The 17868-nt window shown below is 71.7% G+C and carries 14 protein-coding genes; all 14 read left to right on the forward strand.

Annotated features, from left to right (window positions below; genetic code table 11):
- The first annotated feature begins 273 nt into the window (after positions 1–273).
- A complete protein-coding gene (locus tag BL254_RS04480; RefSeq protein ID WP_047221944.1) occupies positions 274–681 on the forward strand; it encodes an acyl carrier protein in 408 nt (135 codons plus the stop codon).
- A 327-nt stretch (positions 682–1008) separates the two neighbouring features.
- Positions 1009–1782: an SDR family NAD(P)-dependent oxidoreductase gene (locus tag BL254_RS04485; protein ID WP_047221943.1), complete on the forward strand. Its 774-nt coding sequence runs from the start codon at positions 1009–1011 to the stop codon at positions 1780–1782.
- Between the two features lie 58 nt (positions 1783–1840).
- On the forward strand, positions 1841–2368 hold the full coding sequence (locus BL254_RS04490; protein ID WP_235433321.1) for a 3-hydroxyacyl-ACP dehydratase FabZ family protein: 528 nt from the start codon (positions 1841–1843) through the stop codon (positions 2366–2368).
- 5 nt (positions 2369–2373) lie between these two features.
- Complete coding sequence (locus tag BL254_RS04495; protein ID WP_235433320.1) at positions 2374–3630, forward strand: beta-ketoacyl synthase; 1257 nt, start codon at positions 2374–2376, stop codon at positions 3628–3630.
- Positions 3627–4049, forward strand: coding sequence for a 3-hydroxyacyl-ACP dehydratase FabZ family protein (locus BL254_RS04500; protein ID WP_047221940.1), 423 nt, complete (start codon positions 3627–3629; stop codon positions 4047–4049). The genes BL254_RS04495 and BL254_RS04500 overlap by 4 nt, the downstream gene beginning before the upstream one ends.
- A complete protein-coding gene (locus tag BL254_RS04505) occupies positions 4046–5338 on the forward strand; it encodes a beta-ketoacyl synthase (RefSeq protein WP_047221939.1) in 1293 nt (430 codons plus the stop codon). The genes BL254_RS04500 and BL254_RS04505 overlap by 4 nt, the downstream gene beginning before the upstream one ends.
- 173 nt (positions 5339–5511) lie before the next feature.
- The gene (locus BL254_RS04510) at positions 5512–8076 is read left to right on the forward strand and encodes a beta-ketoacyl-[acyl-carrier-protein] synthase family protein (RefSeq protein ID WP_076842596.1); all 2565 of its coding nucleotides are present in this window, start codon (positions 5512–5514) and stop codon (positions 8074–8076) included.
- Entirely contained in the window at positions 8076–9263 is a 1188-nt protein-coding gene (locus tag BL254_RS04515) for a 3-oxoacyl-ACP synthase III family protein (RefSeq protein WP_047221937.1), read from the forward strand. Before BL254_RS04510 ends, BL254_RS04515 begins: the two co-directional genes overlap by 1 nt.
- Positions 9260–10804 carry an NAD(P)/FAD-dependent oxidoreductase gene (locus BL254_RS04520; protein ID WP_076842597.1) on the forward strand — a complete coding sequence of 515 codons (1545 nt, stop codon included), beginning with the start codon at positions 9260–9262 and terminating at the stop codon, positions 10802–10804. The genes BL254_RS04515 and BL254_RS04520 overlap by 4 nt, the downstream gene beginning before the upstream one ends.
- A 334-nt stretch (positions 10805–11138) precedes the next feature.
- Positions 11139–11573, forward strand: a complete 435-nt coding sequence (locus BL254_RS04525; protein ID WP_047221935.1) for an ester cyclase — start codon at positions 11139–11141, stop codon at positions 11571–11573.
- Positions 11574–12233: 660 nt separating this feature from the next.
- Complete coding sequence (locus BL254_RS04530) at positions 12234–14273, forward strand: BTAD domain-containing putative transcriptional regulator (RefSeq protein ID WP_083730833.1); 2040 nt, start codon at positions 12234–12236, stop codon at positions 14271–14273.
- A gap of 508 nt (positions 14274–14781) precedes the next feature.
- Positions 14782–15426, forward strand: a complete 645-nt coding sequence (locus BL254_RS04535; RefSeq protein WP_076842598.1) for a DUF6308 family protein — start codon at positions 14782–14784, stop codon at positions 15424–15426.
- A gap of 72 nt (positions 15427–15498) precedes the next feature.
- Positions 15499–17106: an amidohydrolase family protein gene (locus tag BL254_RS04540; RefSeq protein WP_139342174.1), complete on the forward strand. Its 1608-nt coding sequence runs from the start codon at positions 15499–15501 to the stop codon at positions 17104–17106.
- The gene (locus BL254_RS04545; RefSeq protein ID WP_175648281.1) at positions 17106–17816 is read left to right on the forward strand and encodes a glycosyltransferase family 2 protein; all 711 of its coding nucleotides are present in this window, start codon (positions 17106–17108) and stop codon (positions 17814–17816) included. Before BL254_RS04540 ends, BL254_RS04545 begins: the two co-directional genes overlap by 1 nt.
- Positions 17817–17868 lie beyond the last annotated feature (52 nt).

The following is a 17868-nucleotide window of genomic DNA, read 5'->3' on the forward strand; positions in this document are numbered from 1 at the left end:
CACTGCCATCGCGACCGGGTGTCTCCCCGGTGCCGCGATTCGACGCTCCTGGATCACGAATTTCCGACCGGCCCGGAACGGATCCGCCCGGCCTGACCGACGTTCTGGCTCCGCGGGAGGCCGAGRCCCGAAAGGCCCGGTTCGTTCAACTAAAAATTTCATGTCGATACATACCTGTTATGACCATTTTCGACTGTATCGACCCGCACTGTGTCACAGCTGCCAGCGCATCTCGATCCGCTGCGCGATCCGAGTGAAAGGAAGGACAGTCCCATGACCGACACCGCCGCCTTCTCCACCGCTGTCCAGGAGGCCGTCGCCGACGCCCTCGGCCTGGACGAGACCGAGGTCTCCCCGTCGTCCACCCTGATCGGGGATCTCGGCGCGGAATCGATCGACCTGCTGGACATCCTTTTCCGTATCGAGCGGAAGACCGGCGTGAAGATCCAGGCGGCCGACATAGGCAACCACATCCAGGGCGGTATCCCGGACTCGGAGTTCGGCGACGAGAACGAGATCATCACCCCGGTCGGCCTGGCCCAGCTGAAGAAGGTCATGCCGCAGATCGACGCCGAGGAACTGGCCGGAAAGCTCCCGGCCGACCAGGTGATGAGCCTGTTCACCGTGCAGAATCTCGTCGACCTGGCGGTCCTGCGCGCCACGGTCACGGTGAGCGCCTGAGCGCTCCGGCACCGGGTTCCGGTGGCAGGGCTCGGCATCTGGAGGCTCCGGCAACGGGATTCCGCCGTGGTCACTCCGTCCGGGTGACCACGGCGGGGGATGACCCCGGCGGGGCCGCGCGCCGCGCCCTGTCGCGCACCCGTCGACGCACCGGCGGCGAGCACCGGTAACGGACCGGCGGCAACGAACACCGGCGGCGAACACCCACGCCCACCGGCGGCACCGACCCGCGGCGCCGGCCGGCGGTACGGATCGACGGCACCGATCGACGACCAGCGACACCGGCCGACGTGGCCGGCCGGCCGCAACGACAGGAAGGGAAGCGACGTGACAAAGCTGGCAGGGCAGGTCGCCCTTGTCACGGGGGCGTCCCGCGGCATCGGCCGCGCGATCGCCCTGGCTCTCGCGGACGACGGCGCGCACGTCGCCGTGAACTACCGGTCCCGCGTCGACGAGGCGCAGGCCGTCGTCGAGGAGATCGAGAAGGCCGGTGGGAAGGCCGTCGCGCTCGCCGCCGACGTCGCGGACCCCGAGCAGGCCGGCACGCTGGTGGAGCGGGCCCGCGCCGAGCTGGGCGGGCTGCACATCCTCGTGAACAACGCGGGGATCACCCGGGACGGACTGATCTACACCATGGCGCCGGCGGACTGGCTCGAGGTCATGCGGGTCAACTTCGGCGGGGTCTTCAACTGCACACAGGCCGTGATGGGCCACTTCATGGCGGAACGCGCCGGCGCCATCATCAACATCTCCTCGGTGATGGGCGAGCGGGCCTGGACCGGCGAGTCCGCGTACGCGGCGTCCAAGGGGGCGATCAACGCCTTCACCCGCAACTGCGCGCTGGAGCTGGCCCGCTTCAAGGTGCGGGTCAACGCCGTGCTCCCGGGCTTCGTCCCCACCGATCTTGTCGGCGGGCTGCTGGCCAGGGACGGCGGGAAGGCCATCAAACGGCGCATCCCCCTGCGGGAGTTCGCCACCCCCGAACAGGTCGCCCGGGTGGTGGCCTTCGTCGCCGGGCCCGACGCCGAGTACATGACCGGGGAACTGCTGCGCGTGGACGGCGGGGCCGCGGCCGTGCTCGGCACCGGCCGTCCCGACTGAAGCACCCGGGACTTCGGGGGCCCCGGCAGTCCGGGCTCGCCGGCGGCGCGGAGGGAACATGACCGCGCTCCCCGCGGGCGGGCGGGCCGGCAGCCGACAGGCGCGTGAACCGACAGGAAGGCAGGCGCGGCCGATGCGCTTTCATCTCGTTGACCGGATCGACTCCTGGGAGTCGAACCGGCGGATCGTCGGGCGCAAGGTGACGTCCGGCACGGAGCAGTTCTGGCGGGCCGGCCTCACCGGGCCGGTCATGCCGCCGCCGCTGGTGCTCGAGGCCCTCTGCCAGGCGGGCACCTGGCTGGTGATGATGAGCAGCGGGCACCGTAAACGGGCCGCGCTGCTGTCCGTGGGCGAGGTGTCGTTCCTCGGTGATGTCACACCGGGTGACGTGCTGCTGCTCGACGGCACGGTCGTGTCGATCTCGGACGAGGTCGCCGTCCTGGACGGGACGGTCAGCGTCGGCGAGCGCACCGTGCTCACCGCGACGTCCATCATGTGTGCCCTCATCGACGCCGAGCGGCTGGACGACCCGGTCGCCACGGCCCGGATGGCTGACCAGCTGACCGGGGCGGTGAGCGCACCGTGAGGCGCGTGGCGATCACCGGGCTCGGCGCGGTCACCCCGGTCGGCAACGACGCGGCCACCACCTGGACGAACCTCGTCGCCGGCCGCAGCGGGGTGGGCCGGCTGACCACCTTCGACACCTCGACGTTCTCGGTCCGCATCGGCGGTCAGGTCCGGGACTTCAACCTGCGCGATCTCGTTCCCGAGGCCACCGGCTGGCGGCACCTGTCGCGGGCCGGCGGGTTCGGGCTGGCGGCGGCGGCGGAGGCGTTGCGCGAAGCCAAGGTCACCCCCGCCACCTACGACCCCGACGAGTGTGGCGTCGCGATGGGCGGCAGCGTCGGACGCCCGGAGCTCCAGCAGGTCGTGGACATCGGCTACCTGCGGGAACGCACCGACAACCGGGAGATCTTCCGGCATCCGCCCGGCGACGTGCTGCTGCGTGACCAGAACGTGCCGGTCGCCGCGATAGCGCGGCTGGCCGCCTGCACCGGGCCGATGGTCAGCGTCAGCACCGCCTGCTCCGGGTCGGGGCACGCCATCGGGGAGGCGTTCCGGCACATCCAGGACGGTGACGCGACGCTCATGCTCGCCGGCGGTTTCGACGCCCTGACCACCTGGATGGACCTGCTGGGCTTCAGCCTGCTCGGCGCGCTGACCGACCGTTACAACGACGACCCGACGCGGGCCTCGCGCCCGTTCGACGCAGACCGGTCGGGCTTCGTCATCGGGGAGGGCGCGGTCGTCGTCGTGCTGGAGGAGCTGTCCGCGGCCAGGGCGCGCGGGGCGCCGATCCTCGCCGAGCTCCTCGGCTACAGCTCGACCCTGAACGCCTACCGGATCACCGACTCGCCGCCGGACGGCCGCGGCGCCATCCAGGTGATGGCCCAGGCGCTGGCCGAGTCCGGGCTCGGACCCGCCGGCATCGACTACGTCGTCGCGCACGGGACGGGCACCCCGGGCAACGACGCCTCCGAGACAACGGCGATCAAGGAGGTGTTCGGCGCCGACGCCCACCGCCTCGTGGTGAGCTCGCCGAAGTCGATGACCGGCCATCTCACCTCGGCCAGCGCCGCGCTGAACCTGCTCGCCGCGCTCGGTGCCATTCAGCACTCGGTCGTCCCGCCGACGGTGAACCTCGACACCGCGGATCCCAGGCTCGACCTCGACTACGTCCCGCTGGTGGCCCGGCCGATGCCGGTGTCGGGCGTCATGGTCAACGCGTTCGCGTTCGGCGGGACCAACACCTGCCTGGTGGTCGGCACCCCCAAGGAGGAATCATGACCGGCGCCGACATCGGCTCGGAACCGCTGCCGACAGCCTTCGACCGGCTCGTCCAGCTTGAACACGGCCGGCAGGCGGTAGCTATCCGTAACGTCCCTGGGACGCTGGACGTCTTCGACAGCCACTTCCCGCGCTTCCCCGTACTGCCGGGCATGCTGCTCTTCGAGAGCATGGTGGCTCTGGCCGGGGTGGTCCTGGCCGCGCCGGGGGAACGCTGGCGGCTGTCCGGGGCGCGGGTGGTGCGCTTCCGCCACTTCGTCCGGCCCGGCGACCAGGCGGAGATCACCGTGCGGGTCCTCGACCGCGGTCAGCAGACCGCCCGGTGCACCGCCTCGGTCACCGTCGACGGGCGTCCCGTCGCCTCCGCCCGGGCGCTGGACCTGCTGCGGGAACCATCGATGCTGGCGGCGACGGTATGAGCGGGCAGCATGCGAGAAAAGTCGTGATCACCGGGATCGGGCTGCTCACAGCACTCGGTGAGGGCGTCCAGGACACCTGGGACGGGATACTGGCGGGCCGCGGCGGCGTGGCGCCCCTGCGCGGGTACGACCCGTCGTCACTGCGCACCCAGCTGGGCGCCCAACTGGTGGACTTCGACCCCAGGCGGTACGTCAGCCGCCGGACGCTGCGCAAGATGACCCCCAACGACGAGATCGCGATGGTCGGCGCCGTCCTCGCGCTGCGTGACGCCGGCCTGGAGGACCAGCGGCCCTTCGGCGAGCGGGCCGGTCTCTTCGTCGGCGGCAACAAGGAGCTCTCCCGGCCGGAGGGGGTGGTGGCCGGGGCGCTGGCCGCCCGCGCCGACGACGGCCGCGCCGACTACCACCGACTCGGACGGGTCGCGTCCTCCACGCTGACACCGCTGTTCTACGTCGAGGGGCTGCAGGCGGCGTCGCTGTTCTACATCTCCGAGGCGTACGGCTTCCTCGGCCCCAACGCCTACTTCGCGGGCACGGCCGAGGCGGGGGCGAGCGCGGTGGGACGCGCGGCGCGCGCGGTACGGCGCGGCGAGGCCGATCTGGCGCTCGCCGGCGGGTTCGACGACCCGACCTCCTGGTGGTCGATGTCGAAGATGGACGGGCTCGGCGTGCTGTCGTCCCGCAACGAGCTGGGTGCGGCGGCCTGCCGGCCCTACGACCGGACCCGCAGCGGATCGGTCTTCGGCGACGGCGCCGCCTTCCTCGTCCTGGAGGAGCGCGAGGCCGCGCTGGCCCGGGGTGCCCGCTGCTACGCCGAGATACGCGGGGTGGGCGCCGGTAACGACGGCGGCATGGTCGTCACGCCCGACCCGAACGGCCGCGGGCTGGTCCGCGCGATCACGGCGGCGCTGCGGGACGCGGACATGCCCGCCGAGGACGTCTCCTATATCGCCTCGCACGGCTGCGCGACCACGCTCGGGGACCTCAGCGAGACCCAGGCGATCCGCCGGTCGCTCGCGGCCCACGCCGACAGCGTGTGGGCGAGCAGCGTCAAGCCGCAGACCGGGCATCTCGTCGCCGGGGCCGGGGCGCTGAACGCGGCGATCGCCGCGCTGGCGCTGGACGCGGGCGTGGCCCCGGCCACGGCCAACCTCGACGATCCCGACCCGGGCTGCGACCTCGACTGGATACCCGGCCAGCCCCGCGAGGCCCGGCTGACCGGTGCGCTCGCGCTCGCCCGCGGCCTGGCGGGCCAGCAGGTGGCGCTCGCCCTGGGCAGGGCGGCATGACCGGGCCCCGTCCTGGGCAGGGCGGCATGACCCCGCCGGCGCCGCCCGGCGGTCCTCGTCCGGGCAGCGCTCCGCGGCACGGCGATCCCGGTATCGGTCTTCGTGCCAGTAGCGATTTTCGTTCCGACAGCCGTTCCAACAGCCGTTCCGACAGCGACGGAGAGGAGCCCGACATGGCAGAGGTGACACAGACCGCCGGTGACGCCGATCGGGTGGTCGTCACCGGTCTGGGAGCGGTGACGGCGCAGGGCGTCGGCGTGGCGAAACTGTGGGAGGGAGTCCGGGCGGGCCAGGTAGCGATCCGTCCGGTGAAGAACCTGCCGATGGACGGCTACCGCACCGCCCTCGGCGGGGAGGTGCAGGAACCGGCCATCCCCGCCCACCCGTGGCCACTGGAGGTCAGCAGAGAGCCAGCGCTGGACTTCGCCCTCGTCGCGGCCGAGGAGGCGATGGCCGCGTGTGGCATCGGTGTCGACACCACCGGCGTCGGTACTACCGGCGTCGGTACTACCAGCGTCACCGGTGTCGGCACCGCCGCTGGCGCCGGGGGCGCTGCCGGGGCTGCGGGCGCACCGGGCACGCTGCTGCCCGCGCGGCGGTGGGGCGTCGTGCTCGGTAGCTGCAACGGCGGGCTGGTCAGCGGCGAGCGGGCCCTGCGCGACGAACTCGAAGGCCGGACACCGGACTGGCGGCACACCCTGGTGGTCTCCCCGCAGGCGATCGCCGAGGCGCTCGGCGCCGCCTTCGGCCTGCGCGGGCCGGTGCTGTCGGTCAACACCGCGTGCGCCTCCGGGGCGCACGCGATCGCCCACGCCACCGAACTGATCGTCACCGGCCAGGCGGACGCCGTCCTCGTCGGCGGCACCGACGCCTTCTCCGACGTGGTCTTCGCCGGTTTCAACAGCCTGGAGTCGCTCGCGGTGGGACCGGCCGCGCCGTACTCGAAGGACCGCGACGGGCTGTCCCTCGGCGAGGGTGCCGGCATGCTCGTCCTGGTCCGCGCCGACATCGCGCGGGCGGCCGGTGCCCGCGTGTTCGCCGAGGTCCTCGGCTACGGCTTCTCGGCGGACGGGTACCACCCGACCGCGCCGCATCCGCAGGGGGCGGGCGCCGCCCGGGCGATCACCGCCGCGCTCTCCCGCGCGGGCGTCGCCGCCGACGAGGTCGGGTACGTCAACGGCCACGGCACCGGCACACCCAAGAACGACCCGGCCGAGAGCAACGCGATCCGCGCGGCCCTCGGGGAGGCGGCCGGGACGGTCGCGCTCAGCAGCACCAAGTCGATGGTGGGCCACCTGCTCGGAGCTGCGGGGGCGGTCGAGAGCATTGTCACGATCCTCGCCCTCGACGAGCAGGTCGCCCCGCCGACCGCCGGGTTCACCGGCGTCGACCCCCAGTGCGGGCTCGACGTCGTGCCGAACGAGGCCCGACCGCTGGCCATGGACGTCGCGGTGTCCAACAACTTCGCGTTCGCCGGCGCCAACGCCTCGGTCGTCTTCGGCCGTCCTGGCCGGCGGACCGCCGCGCCGGCCGGCCAGGACCGGGACCGGCAGCGGGGGCAGGAGCGGGAACCGGTTGTGATCACCGGGCTGGCCGCGCTGACGCCCGCCGGCACGAGCGTGGCCGAGCTGTGGGAGGCCTACCAGGCCGCCGGGAGCGCCAGCGGCGCGGATGCCAGCCAGGCTGCCGGCCACATCGGTGTCGGCCACGTCGAGTTCGACCCGGCGGCCTACCTGCCCGCGCGCCAGCGGCGGCGGCTGGACCGGCTCGGGCTGCTGGCCGTCGCGTCCTGCCAGGACGCCCTCGCCGATGCCGGGCTCGCCGACGTCGCGCGGCCCGCGACCGRGATCGGCGTCATCCTGGGCACCGGCCTGGGGCCGATGGAGAGCATGGAGCGTTTCACCACGCCGCTGCTGACCGAGGGCCCGGCGGCGGCGAACCCCGCGGTGTTCCCCAACACCGTGTACAACGCCGCGGCCGGCCAGGTGGCGATGCTGCTGGGGCTGACCGGGGTCACCTCGACGGTGACCGCCATGCACGCGGCCGGCGCGGCCGCCCTGTGCGTCGCCGCCGACCTGCTGCGCGCCGGTGCGGCGGACGCGATCGTCTGCCCCGCCGTCGACGTGCTGCCGCCGGCCGTGGTGAACGCGTACCGCCGGACCCCTCTGTTCGCCGGCGCCGGCGGTGCGTACACGCTGGCGGAGGCCGGTTTCGCGCTGGTGCTGGAGCGGCTGTCGGTGGCCCGGGCACGCAGCGCCCGGATCCGCGCGGTGGTCTCCGGGCACGGTATCGCCTCGGACGCCCGGGGCGTGGGCCGCTGGGACGCCCGTGGCCGCGGTGTCGAGCAGGCGGTGCGCACCGCGCTGGCGGCGGCCGGTGTCGAGCCGGGCGCCCTGTCCGCGGTCTGGGCCAACGCCGCCGGGATCCGGGCTGTCGACCGGCCGGAGCGGGCCGCTCTCGGCCGGGTGTTCGGCCCGGCCGGGCCCCGCGTCGAGACGCCCAAGCGCAGCCTGGGCGAGCCGGTCGGGGCGGGCGCGCACCTGTCGGCGGTCCTCGCCGTGGCGGGGTGGGAGGCCGGCGGGGCCGCCGGCCCCGTCCTGGTGAACAGCTCCTCCCTCGGCGGCACGCACGTCAGCCTCGTCCTGGCTGGCCCGGGGCACGGCGATCACGCCGGCCCGGAAGTCAACGATCATGTTTTCGATGCCGCGGGCGCCGCGGGCTCCCGGAAGGAGCGGTGATGACCAGCCACCATGTCCGGATTGTGAGCACCGGCGGCTACCTGCCCGGCGAACCGCTGTCCAACGACGACCTGGAGCGGTTGTGCGGCCCGTTGCCGGACGACGTGCTCGACGGTCTCCAGGTGCGCCGCCGCCACTGGATGATCGATCCGGGCACCGGCGAGCACCTGGTGAACAACAGCGAGATGGCCACGGCCGCGGCCCGGCAGGCGCTCGACCGCGCCGGGCTCGAGCCCGGTGACGTCGACCTGCTGGTGATGTCGACGTCCTCCCCGGAGTACCCGCTGCCCGCGGCGGTCACCTTCGTGCAGGAACGTCTCGGCCTGGCCCGGTGCGCGGTCGTGGAGGTCCGGTCCGGGTGCGCGGGGGCGATGCACGCGCTCGACATCGCCCGCCGTCAGCTGGCCGACGGCTCCGCGCGGACCGCGGTGGTCATCGGCAGCGAGGCGACGTCACCGGTGCTCGCCCCGATCTTCCTGGGCCGCCGCCCGGACGCCGTCCGGCTGCGGGACCGGATCGCCATCTACAACTTCGGTGACGGGGCGGGGGCGATGGTGCTGCGCGCCGAGCCCGCCGGGCCGGGGGAGCCGGCGAGCTTCCATGCCAGCGTCAACGCCTGCATGGGCGGGGACCGCAAGCCCGGCATGCAGATCATCGGCGGTGGTACCCACGCTCCCGTGGCCGAGCAGATGCGCGGCCGGCGTCCGGTCGACCTGCGCCTCGACGTGGTCGAGTCGGCCAGCTTCGGGCCGCGTGTGTTCGTCACCGCCCTGGACGAGCTGCTGCGCCGCAGCGGTCTGAGCCTGCGGGAGGTCGACGCGTGCGTCGTGCCCGAGGGCAACGCCGGCTACTTCAACGGCGAGCTCGAAGCCGCGGGGCTGTCCGCCGAGGACTGCAAGCTGCTCGCGGGCAGGATCGTGGAGAACCTGACCGACGTCGGGGCGACCGGCTCCGCCGCCGTGCCCCTGGCGCTGGATGACGCCTGGACTTCCGGGCGGATCCGGCCCGGCGACCAGGTGCTGCTGCTGGCGATCGAGACCAGCAGGTGGCTGTACGCCGGGCTCTCGCTCACCTGGAGCGCCCCCTGGCCAGGGGGCGACCGGCCGGGCGCCGATCTGTCAGCCACGGACCTGTCAGCCGTCGGGCTGGCAGCCACGGGTGTGAACGGACAGGCCGAGCCACGATGAGCGTCCGCCAGGATGCCGAGCGCGACTCCTACGACGTCGTCGTGATCGGTAGCGGGCTCGGCGGCCTGACCGCCGCCGCGCTGCTCGCCCGCTGGGGCCGCCGGGTGCTGGTGGTCGAACGCCATGACCGGATCGGTGGTTACGCGCATGCGTTCACCCGCCGTCGACACCGTTTCGACTCCGCGGTGCACCTGGTCGCGGGCGGCCCGCCGGTCACCGTGGGAAATCCGGGAATCATGCCGGTGCTGCTGGATCTGCTGGGTGTTGCCGACCGCCTTGAGTTCCACCGGCTGGATCCCTTCTACCGGGTGGTCCTTCCCGGTTTCCAGCTCGACGTCCCAGCCGGCCCCGATTTCCTGGACGCGCACGTGGCGCGTTTTCCCGCGGAGCGGACGGGGCTGCGCCGGATGCAGCGCCTGTCGACGCTGCTCACCCGCGAGGTGCAGCGACTGCCCGCCGACCTGCCGACCGCCGAACTACACGACAGTGATTTTCCGTTGCTGCACCGGTACCGTCAGGCAACCGTTTCCGACGTGCTCGACGAGCACCTGCGCGACGCACGGCTTAAAACGGCACTGACGGCGCTGTGGCCGTATCTGGGGGTACCGCCGTCGGTCCTGGCCTTCGACGTGTGGTCACTCATGCTCACGACATACCTGGAGTTCGGCGCGTACTACTGCGCGGGCAGCTTTCAACGGCTGGTGGACGCGTTCGGTGCCAGCGTGACCGGCAATGGTGGGGAGGTGATGGTGCGCACGACCGCGCGGCGGATTCTCGTCGAGCGGGGCAGGGTGACCGGGGTCGTGCTCGACAACGGCCAGCGGGTCACCGCGAAGGCCGTCGTCTCCAATGCCGATCCGTTGCAGACCTGCGAGGAACTCGTCGGTACCGAGAACGTCGACGGAGGCTATCTCGCGCTGCTGCGCTCGATGCGCTGTTCCCTGTCGGCGGCGGTGCTGTACCTGGCCACCGACATGGATCTCGGCGGGGAGGGCATGGCGCACGAGACCTTCGTCTTCGACGGATGGGAGCACGACGCCACCTATGCGGGGATGCTCACGGGTGCGGTACCCGCACTGACGGTGAGCGTCCCGACGCTGAGCGATCCGTCGCTGTCTCGGGACGGAATGCATCTGGTCACCGCTGTGGCACTGCTTCCATATGACGCGGTGGCATCGTGGCGCCACAGCAAGCCGCGATACGAGCGTCTGATCATGGACAAGCTCGGGGAACTGATCCCGGGCATCGGGGGCAGGGCGGTGCTGGCCGAAGGCGRCACGCCGCGGACGATGGAGCGCTACACCCTGAACCTGCGCGGCGCCATCTACGGCTGGGAACACGCACCCGACCAGACCACCACCGACCGGCTGCCGCACCGGACCCCCGTCGAGGGACTGTATCTTTCCGGGCACTGGACGCAGCCCGGGGGAGGCGTCCTGTCAGTGATCAGTTCGGGCGTCCAGACCGCCGAGATGCTCACCGGCGCGTCAGTGCTGGAACGTCCGCGACCGGTGCCCTTCTTCGCCGCGGCGGCCGGCTGAGTCGTGCCTCCCTGCCGGGACGGTCGGCCTTGCCGGGACGTTCGGCTGAGGCGTGCCACGCGGCCGTGTGTGTCACGGTGCCCGACGATTTCCGGCCGGCCGGGGCCCGTGCCGGGYCGGCGCGGAACGTGACCGACGGGAATGCCCCCGTCCAGCGCCCGGYCCATCGAAGAAACAAAACAACGCAAAACAGGAACAAAATGACACGGGGTGGAACGGGGAGACCGCGGAACGCCACCGGCGGGGGTGTCTGCCGGTGTACATGCCGCCGACCGGGACAAAACGACACGGGCCGGCGCGGGGGCGACCGGCACAGGACGAAAAGGAGCGAGAGATGTCGCGCGAGGAGAACAAGGTAATCATCCGTCGGGTGTTCGACGAAATCGCCAGCAAGGGCGACTTCGACGTGGTCGACGAGATATATGCGGAAGACTATCTCGACCATGCCCCTTTCCCGGGCGCGCCGGCGGGCCGGGCCGGGGTCAAGCATTCGATCGGCGGGCTGCGCACCGCGTTTCCGGACCTGCACGTGACGGTCGAGGACATGAGTGCCCACGGGGACAAGGTGGCGGCGCACAACACCTGGGCGGGTACCCACACCGGTGAGGTGCTCGGAATTCCTCCCACCGGCCGGAGCGTGAGCTTCGGCGGTGTCGTGGTGTTCCGGCTCAAGAACGGCCTGATCATCGAACGCTGGGCGATCGACCTCGAGCTCGACCTGCTCAAGGAACTCGGCATGAACCTGCGGTGGTCCCGGCCGAAGGTGTGAGCGCGTCCGTGCCGGGCTCCGGCCCGCGCGGCCGCCACCGCGGCCCGCGCGACCGTCGCCCGGCACGGAGAAAGATCCGCTGGCTCGGAGGCGCATCGCTGAACGCGGATGACAACGGGCGGATGACGACGGATGGCAACCGCCTGGCCGGGGGAAGCGGTATCAGGTGCGGAGAACGGTCGTTGTCGGCTATGGGGGACAACCAGCTGGTACGAGCCTGTCACCATAAATGATCAACCGCGTCCCGTGGTGGCGGCGGGTCCCGCCCGGCAGTAGCCGTCCCCCAGAGCCGCCGCCAGGCGCGAGGAGGAGGTGCGTCCCGGAGTGGGGCCCGCCGGGCGGTGCCCCAGGGCCCGCCGCGGTGCCGTCCGCCTCCCGGCCCGACCCCGCCCGGCCGTGCCTCTCCGCAGGGCCGGCGGGCACAGGGGATCGGGCATGGGGATGACGTTGCTGTGGGGTCGGGATGGCGGCTGCCGCGCTCCGAAGTAGGCCGGCCGGCATTCACCGCACCGGCCGCACCGCCATACCCGTACGTATGGATCCGTAGCGACCGACCCGTGTCAAGTGCTGGACAGTCTTTACTGTCAACTATTTATCAGTATTTAATGCTCCTCAGGGGAATGTCAGGGCCATGGGGGGCATGGAGTGGTTGAACTTCTTATGTTGGGCCCACTCGAGCTACGAGTGGCTGGTATTCATGTAGATCTTGGGTCGGCGAAGCAGCGAACGGTGCTTGCCGTCCTGCTGGCGGATCTTGGGCGACCGGTGCCTCAGGATCTTCTCATCGACCGGGTGTGGGGAGGCTCACCTCCGGCCGAGGTGCGAAATGCGCTGTACACGTATGTCACGCGTTTGCGGCGGATACTCGTGTGTACCCGCCAGGTGGAGGGGGGGAAGGTCGAGCTGGTCCGGCAGCGGGGCGGCTATCTGCTCGACGCCGACCCCACCCTGCTCGATCTGAATCGGCACCGTTGTCTGGCGGAGCGGGCCCGGGCGGTGGCCGACAACAACCCGGAGCAGGCGTGCCACCTGCTCAGACAGGCCGCGGACCTGTGGCGGGGAGAACCCCTGGCCGGCCTGCCGGGGGACTGGGTCGCGCGGGTCCGGGAAAGGCTGGTCCCKCAGCGGCTTGGCGTGCTCGCGGAGCGGGCCGATCTTGAGATAGGGCTGGGCCGCGCCGACCGGGTGATCGACGAGCTGCAGGAGGCACTTGCCGAGAACGAACTGTTCGAGCCGCTGAGCTGCCAGCTCATCCGGGCGCTCTGGCACGCCGGCCGTGGCGCCGAGGCGCTGGAGTGCTACGCGCGGGTACGCCGGCGGATCGCCGACGAACTCGGGGTCGAACCCGGCGCACGGCTACGGCGGCTGCACGAGGCGATCCTGCGGGGCACTCTCGAGGCCGCCGCACCAGCCGGGCCGGTCGGGCCGGCCGCGCCAGCCGGGCCGGCCGCACCGGCCGGGTCACGGCCGGACGCGGTGGAGCCGCCGGAGGGCGACGACCCGCAGGCCGCGCAGCCACCACGGCCGCCGTGCCTGCTGCCCGCCGCCGTCGGAGACCTCACGGGCCGGGACGAGGAGGCGGAGCTGCTGTGCCAGCGGCTGACCGCCGCCGGCTCCCCTCCGTCGATGCCCGTCGCGGCGGTGCTCGGCATGGGCGGGCTGGGCAAGACGGTCCTGGCGGTCCACGTCGCGCACCGGTTACGAGAGCACTTCGACGACGGTCAGCTCTACGTGGACCTGCATGGTCAACAGCGCAGTCCGGTCGATCCCAGCGACGCRCTCGCCCGGTTCCTGCGCGCGCTGGGCGTCGCGGACAGCGAGATTCCGCTTGGCCTCGACGCACGCGCGGAGCTGTACCGCAGTCTGCTTGCCGACCGACGGGTCCTGGTGGTACTCGACGGTGCCGCCGACGAGAGCCAGATCGAGCCGCTGCTGCCGGGGTCGGGCAGCTGTGGGGTACTGATCACCAGCCGGGCGCGGCTGGCCGCGCTTCCCTGCACCCGACTGCACCTGAACGTGCTCGAGGTCGGGAGCGCGATCCGGATGCTGGCCCGCATCGTCGGCGACGACCGGGCGCTGGCCGACCCCGTGGCCGCCCGTGAGCTGGTACGCCTGTGCGGCTACCTGCCGCTGGCTGTTCGCGTTGCCGCGGCCAGGCTGGTGGCGCATCCCCACTGGAAGATTTCCGGCCTGGTGTCCAGGCTGGTCGACGAGCGGCGCCGGATAGCCGAGCTGCGCCACGGCGCCCTGGAGGTCCGCGGCAGCTTCGACCTGTCCTACCAGCGGATCGATCCGCAGGCGCGGCAGTTGCTGCGCCGGCTGGGGTTGCTCGGCTGCTCGGTCTTCTCCAGCCGGGTCGTCGAACAGGTGCTGGGGACCGATCGGCAGACGGCCGAAGGAATCCTCGACCGTCTGATCGACGCCCAGATGCTCGACATCGCCGGCACCGGGCCAGCCGGTGACGTGTGGTTCCGGCTGCACGAGCTGGTCAGGATCCACGCGCGCGACCGGGCGGAGCACGAGGAGAGCGGTCAGGAGGTCCGCCGGATCACCGCGCTCGGACAGCTGTTCGGACAGCAGTCCGAACAGCAGCCCGGTGACCGGCCGGCCGTGAACGTCCCCGCCCAGGCGGGTGCGGCCGAGCACTGGGACACCGCGTGGAAGAAATGGGAGGCGGAAGCCAGYGTCGGCAGCCACTGACCGGGACGGGCCACCCCCGGCATGATCGATGCCGGCTGTCCGTCGGTGCTTCCGGAGCCTCCCGGTTTTCGGAGCATCCGGTCAGAGCTGGGCACGGGTGCCGACGGCGGTGCCGCTCTCGTCTTCCCATGGCTATGTGTGCGGACAGCGCGGGATCCAACCGTCCGGGATCTGGTCGGCACCGTAACGGGCGTGTGTCAGYGACCGCGCCGCCGCCTGCGATCAGCCCTGGGGTGTGCTCCTCACGGTAACGAATGTATGTCCTGGTGGTCCGTGCGGGTGGGTCGCTTCCGAATCGCGGTGACTGCGGAGGAGGATGGGCGCWGGCGACGGGGCTGGCGGCCGGTGATGTGAAAGTCGTCACAGCTCGTGATCGCCRCTGCTCGTCGTCACGTGATGAGATGGCGTGACCGTCGACGACGATTTCGGGACGCGACGACGATTTCGGGATGGCTGTGAGACTTCGAGACACTGTGAAACTCCGAGACAACTGTGAGGAGCCCCTGCGGTGAGGCTGGCGATGGGCACCCGGGAGGTCTTCGACGCGGAGAGCCTGCTTGAGGAGTACCTCGGGCCACGTAAGCGTGGCCTGCGTTACGCCTATCCGTACTATGACGGGCTCACCACCAACGGTGACTCCGACCTGCTGTGCACCGGCGATCTGCTCGCGCCCTGCCTGCTCGGCGTCCAGGTGGACGTCGACCGGATGCACACGTTGACGGCGCTGACGCCGTTGCTGCAGCGCGGGCTCGACAAGCTCCCACCCGGCATCGAACTGATCGAGGCCGACGAGATCACCCTTGATCTTGTCGCGGCCCTGTACGACCCCCTGGACGATCCGGATGTCTCCGACCGCGACGTCAAGGGGTCGTTGATCGCAAAGGTGCTGCACCRCAAGCGACCGGCGCTGGTGCCGCTGTTCGACTCCAAGGTCAGGATCTTCTACCAGCACGAGCGCTGCATCCCGCCGTCTCCCCGGGACGGGCGTTCCTGGCGTGAGTACATGCAGCTGCTGGTTCGCGCCATGCAGTACGACCTGAAGGAGAACGCCGACGAGTTCCACCGGCTGTCCGCGCTCGTCCCCCGTAACGGGCCGCCGCTGACACCGCTGCGCATCCTCGACATCGTGGTGTGGATGAGCAGTGCGGTCTGATCTCCGAGATTCTGATCTCCGCCGGTCTGATCTCCGCCGGTCGCCGCCGCGGGTGCCGCCGCCGAGGGCACGGTGAGGCGCGGCGACACGCCGTCGGGGTGCCTGTCCGTACTGGCCGTGGTGCCGTTGCGGGCGGCGCGTGCCCTGACGGTGGGACGAGCGCCAGTCCGTTACGAGGTCGGGCGGGGCGTGGGCCTGCGGGGCCTGATCTGGAACGGCGTCGCCGACACCACCTTCGACGGTGTCGTGGTGGTCGGTGTGGACGGCCGGGTGGCCGCTGTCGGGCCGCGTGACCAGGTGGCGCTGCCGGACGGCCTACGCATGATCGACTGTGCCTGGATCGGACCGGGTGTCGTCGACGCCCACGTGCACCTGCCGGCCACCGCCACGCCCGGGTACGACGAACTGCGTTCCGGTGTCGTGGCCGTGCGTGACCTCGGTTCGTCGATCGAGCGGCTCACCCACTGGCGGTTCGCCGCGCCGATCATGGTTGCCGGCACAGGCCCCCGGGTGGTGGGCACGCCGAGGCAAAGGCCGCGTCCGGATCGTGCGGACCGCTTCGGGGAGTCCGTCGGCCCTGCCCAGGGTGCCGCGGCCGACCGGCTGGATRCCCGGTCCCCCAACTCGTCGCGATCCGCCCGTCGCGGCACCGCTGGCCGGATCGCGACGAGCCGCCACACGCTGGGCCGCCACCTGCCAGGCCGTCACGGATGGAACCGCGACGCGACAGACCAGCACCTGTCAGATCAGCACCTGTCAGACCAGTATCCGCCGGGCCGGCACGTCTCGGATTATTACGGGCCGCGCCGTCACGGACCAGATTGGCACGGTTTGGGTCAGCATGGACTGGGCTGGCACGGGCTGAACGGGCTGAACTGGCGCGGGTTGAACTGGCAGGGAGCGGGCCAGCAGGAGGTGGGCCGGCAGGGAGCGGGGCGAAAGGCGCAGAGCTGGCATGCCCGCCGCGGCGACGCGGTGGTCGTCGTCGAAAGCCCGGCCGCGGCCCGCGGGCTCGTCGCCGGGCTCGTCGCGGACGGCGTCGATCTGATCAAGGTATATGTCGGGGACGCCGCGACCAGCGCGGATACCGGGCGTGGGAAGCGTCCGAACTGGCCGCCGTTGCCTCCGGCCGAGCTCGCGGTCATGGTCGAGGCCGCCCAWGCGGCAGGTCTTCCGGTAACAGCGCACGCGCTGAGCGTCGACGCCGTCGAGATGGCGCTGCGGGCGGGCGTGGACGAACTCGCCCACGTCCCGGTGGAGCCCCTGCCGCCACGGACGATCGAGCGGATCGCCGCCGCGGGCGTGCCGGTGGTCTCGACGTTGCAGTGCCATGCCGGGTTCGGCCCGGCGCCCGGGCGTAACGCGGCGTTGCTCCACCGGGCCGGGGTCACCCTGGTCTACGGCACCGACGCGGGGGGCACGGGCAGCCGGCCGCCCGGGGTCGACCCGCGGGAGCTCGACCGGCTCGCCTATGYCGGGCTCGGCCGCCTCGGCGCGCTGCGCGCCGCAACGTCCGTGGCGGCCCGGGCGGCCGGGCTCGACGGCCGCCGGCCGTCCGGGCGTGTCGAGGTGGGCGGGCACGCCGCCGTCGTGGGGCTGCCCATGGATCCGCTCGTCGAACCCGCTGCCTGGCGCCATCCGACGGTGGTCGTCAACGGCCAGCGGGTGATCATCTCGTAATGTGCGTCGATGTGAAGCTTTCCATCCTGATGCCGGTTTTCAACGAAGAGGCCACGCTTGYGGCTGCCGTCAAGCGGGTGCTCGAGGTCGGCTACCGCTGTGAGATCGAACTCGTCGTGGTCAACGACGGCRGCCTGGACGGAACCCGTTCCATCCTCGACTCCCTCGACGACCCCCGGCTGGTCGTCGTGCACCAGTCGGTGAACCGGGGCAAGGGTGCCGCCGTGCGGACCGCGAGCGATCGTGCCAGCGGTGACTACCTCGTCATCTGCGACGCCGATCTGGAATACGCTCCCGAGGAGATCCCGGCGCTGCTGGAACCGGTCCTCGCCGGCGAGGCCGACGTCGTCTTCGGCTCACGGACGTTCAGCGGCAACACCGCGTTCTCGTTCTGGTACGTGGTGGGCAACAAGCTGGTGACGCTGGCCGCGAACGTTCTTTTCAACAGCTACATCAGCGATCTGGAGACCTGCTTCAAGCTGCTGCCGGTCAGCCTGTACCGCGAGCTGGACGTCCGCTCCGCCGGCTTCGGCATGGAGGCCGAGGTGACCGCGAAGCTGCTTTCCCGCGGCATCCGGCCGTTCGAGGTACCGATCAGCTACAAGGCCCGCACCCGGGCGCAGGGCAAGAAGCTGACCTGGCGGGACGGGGTCGAGGCGCTGTGGATACTCGGCTCGGTGCGGGCCCGTCACCGCAGGTCCGGTCGCTGAGCAGGTCCGGTCGCTGAGCAGGCCTGGTCACTGAAGCAGGTCCGGTCGCTGA

It is taken from the genome of Protofrankia sp. BMG5.30, assembly GCF_001983005.1.
GTDB lineage: Bacteria > Actinomycetota > Actinomycetes > Frankiales > Frankiaceae > Protofrankia > Protofrankia coriariae.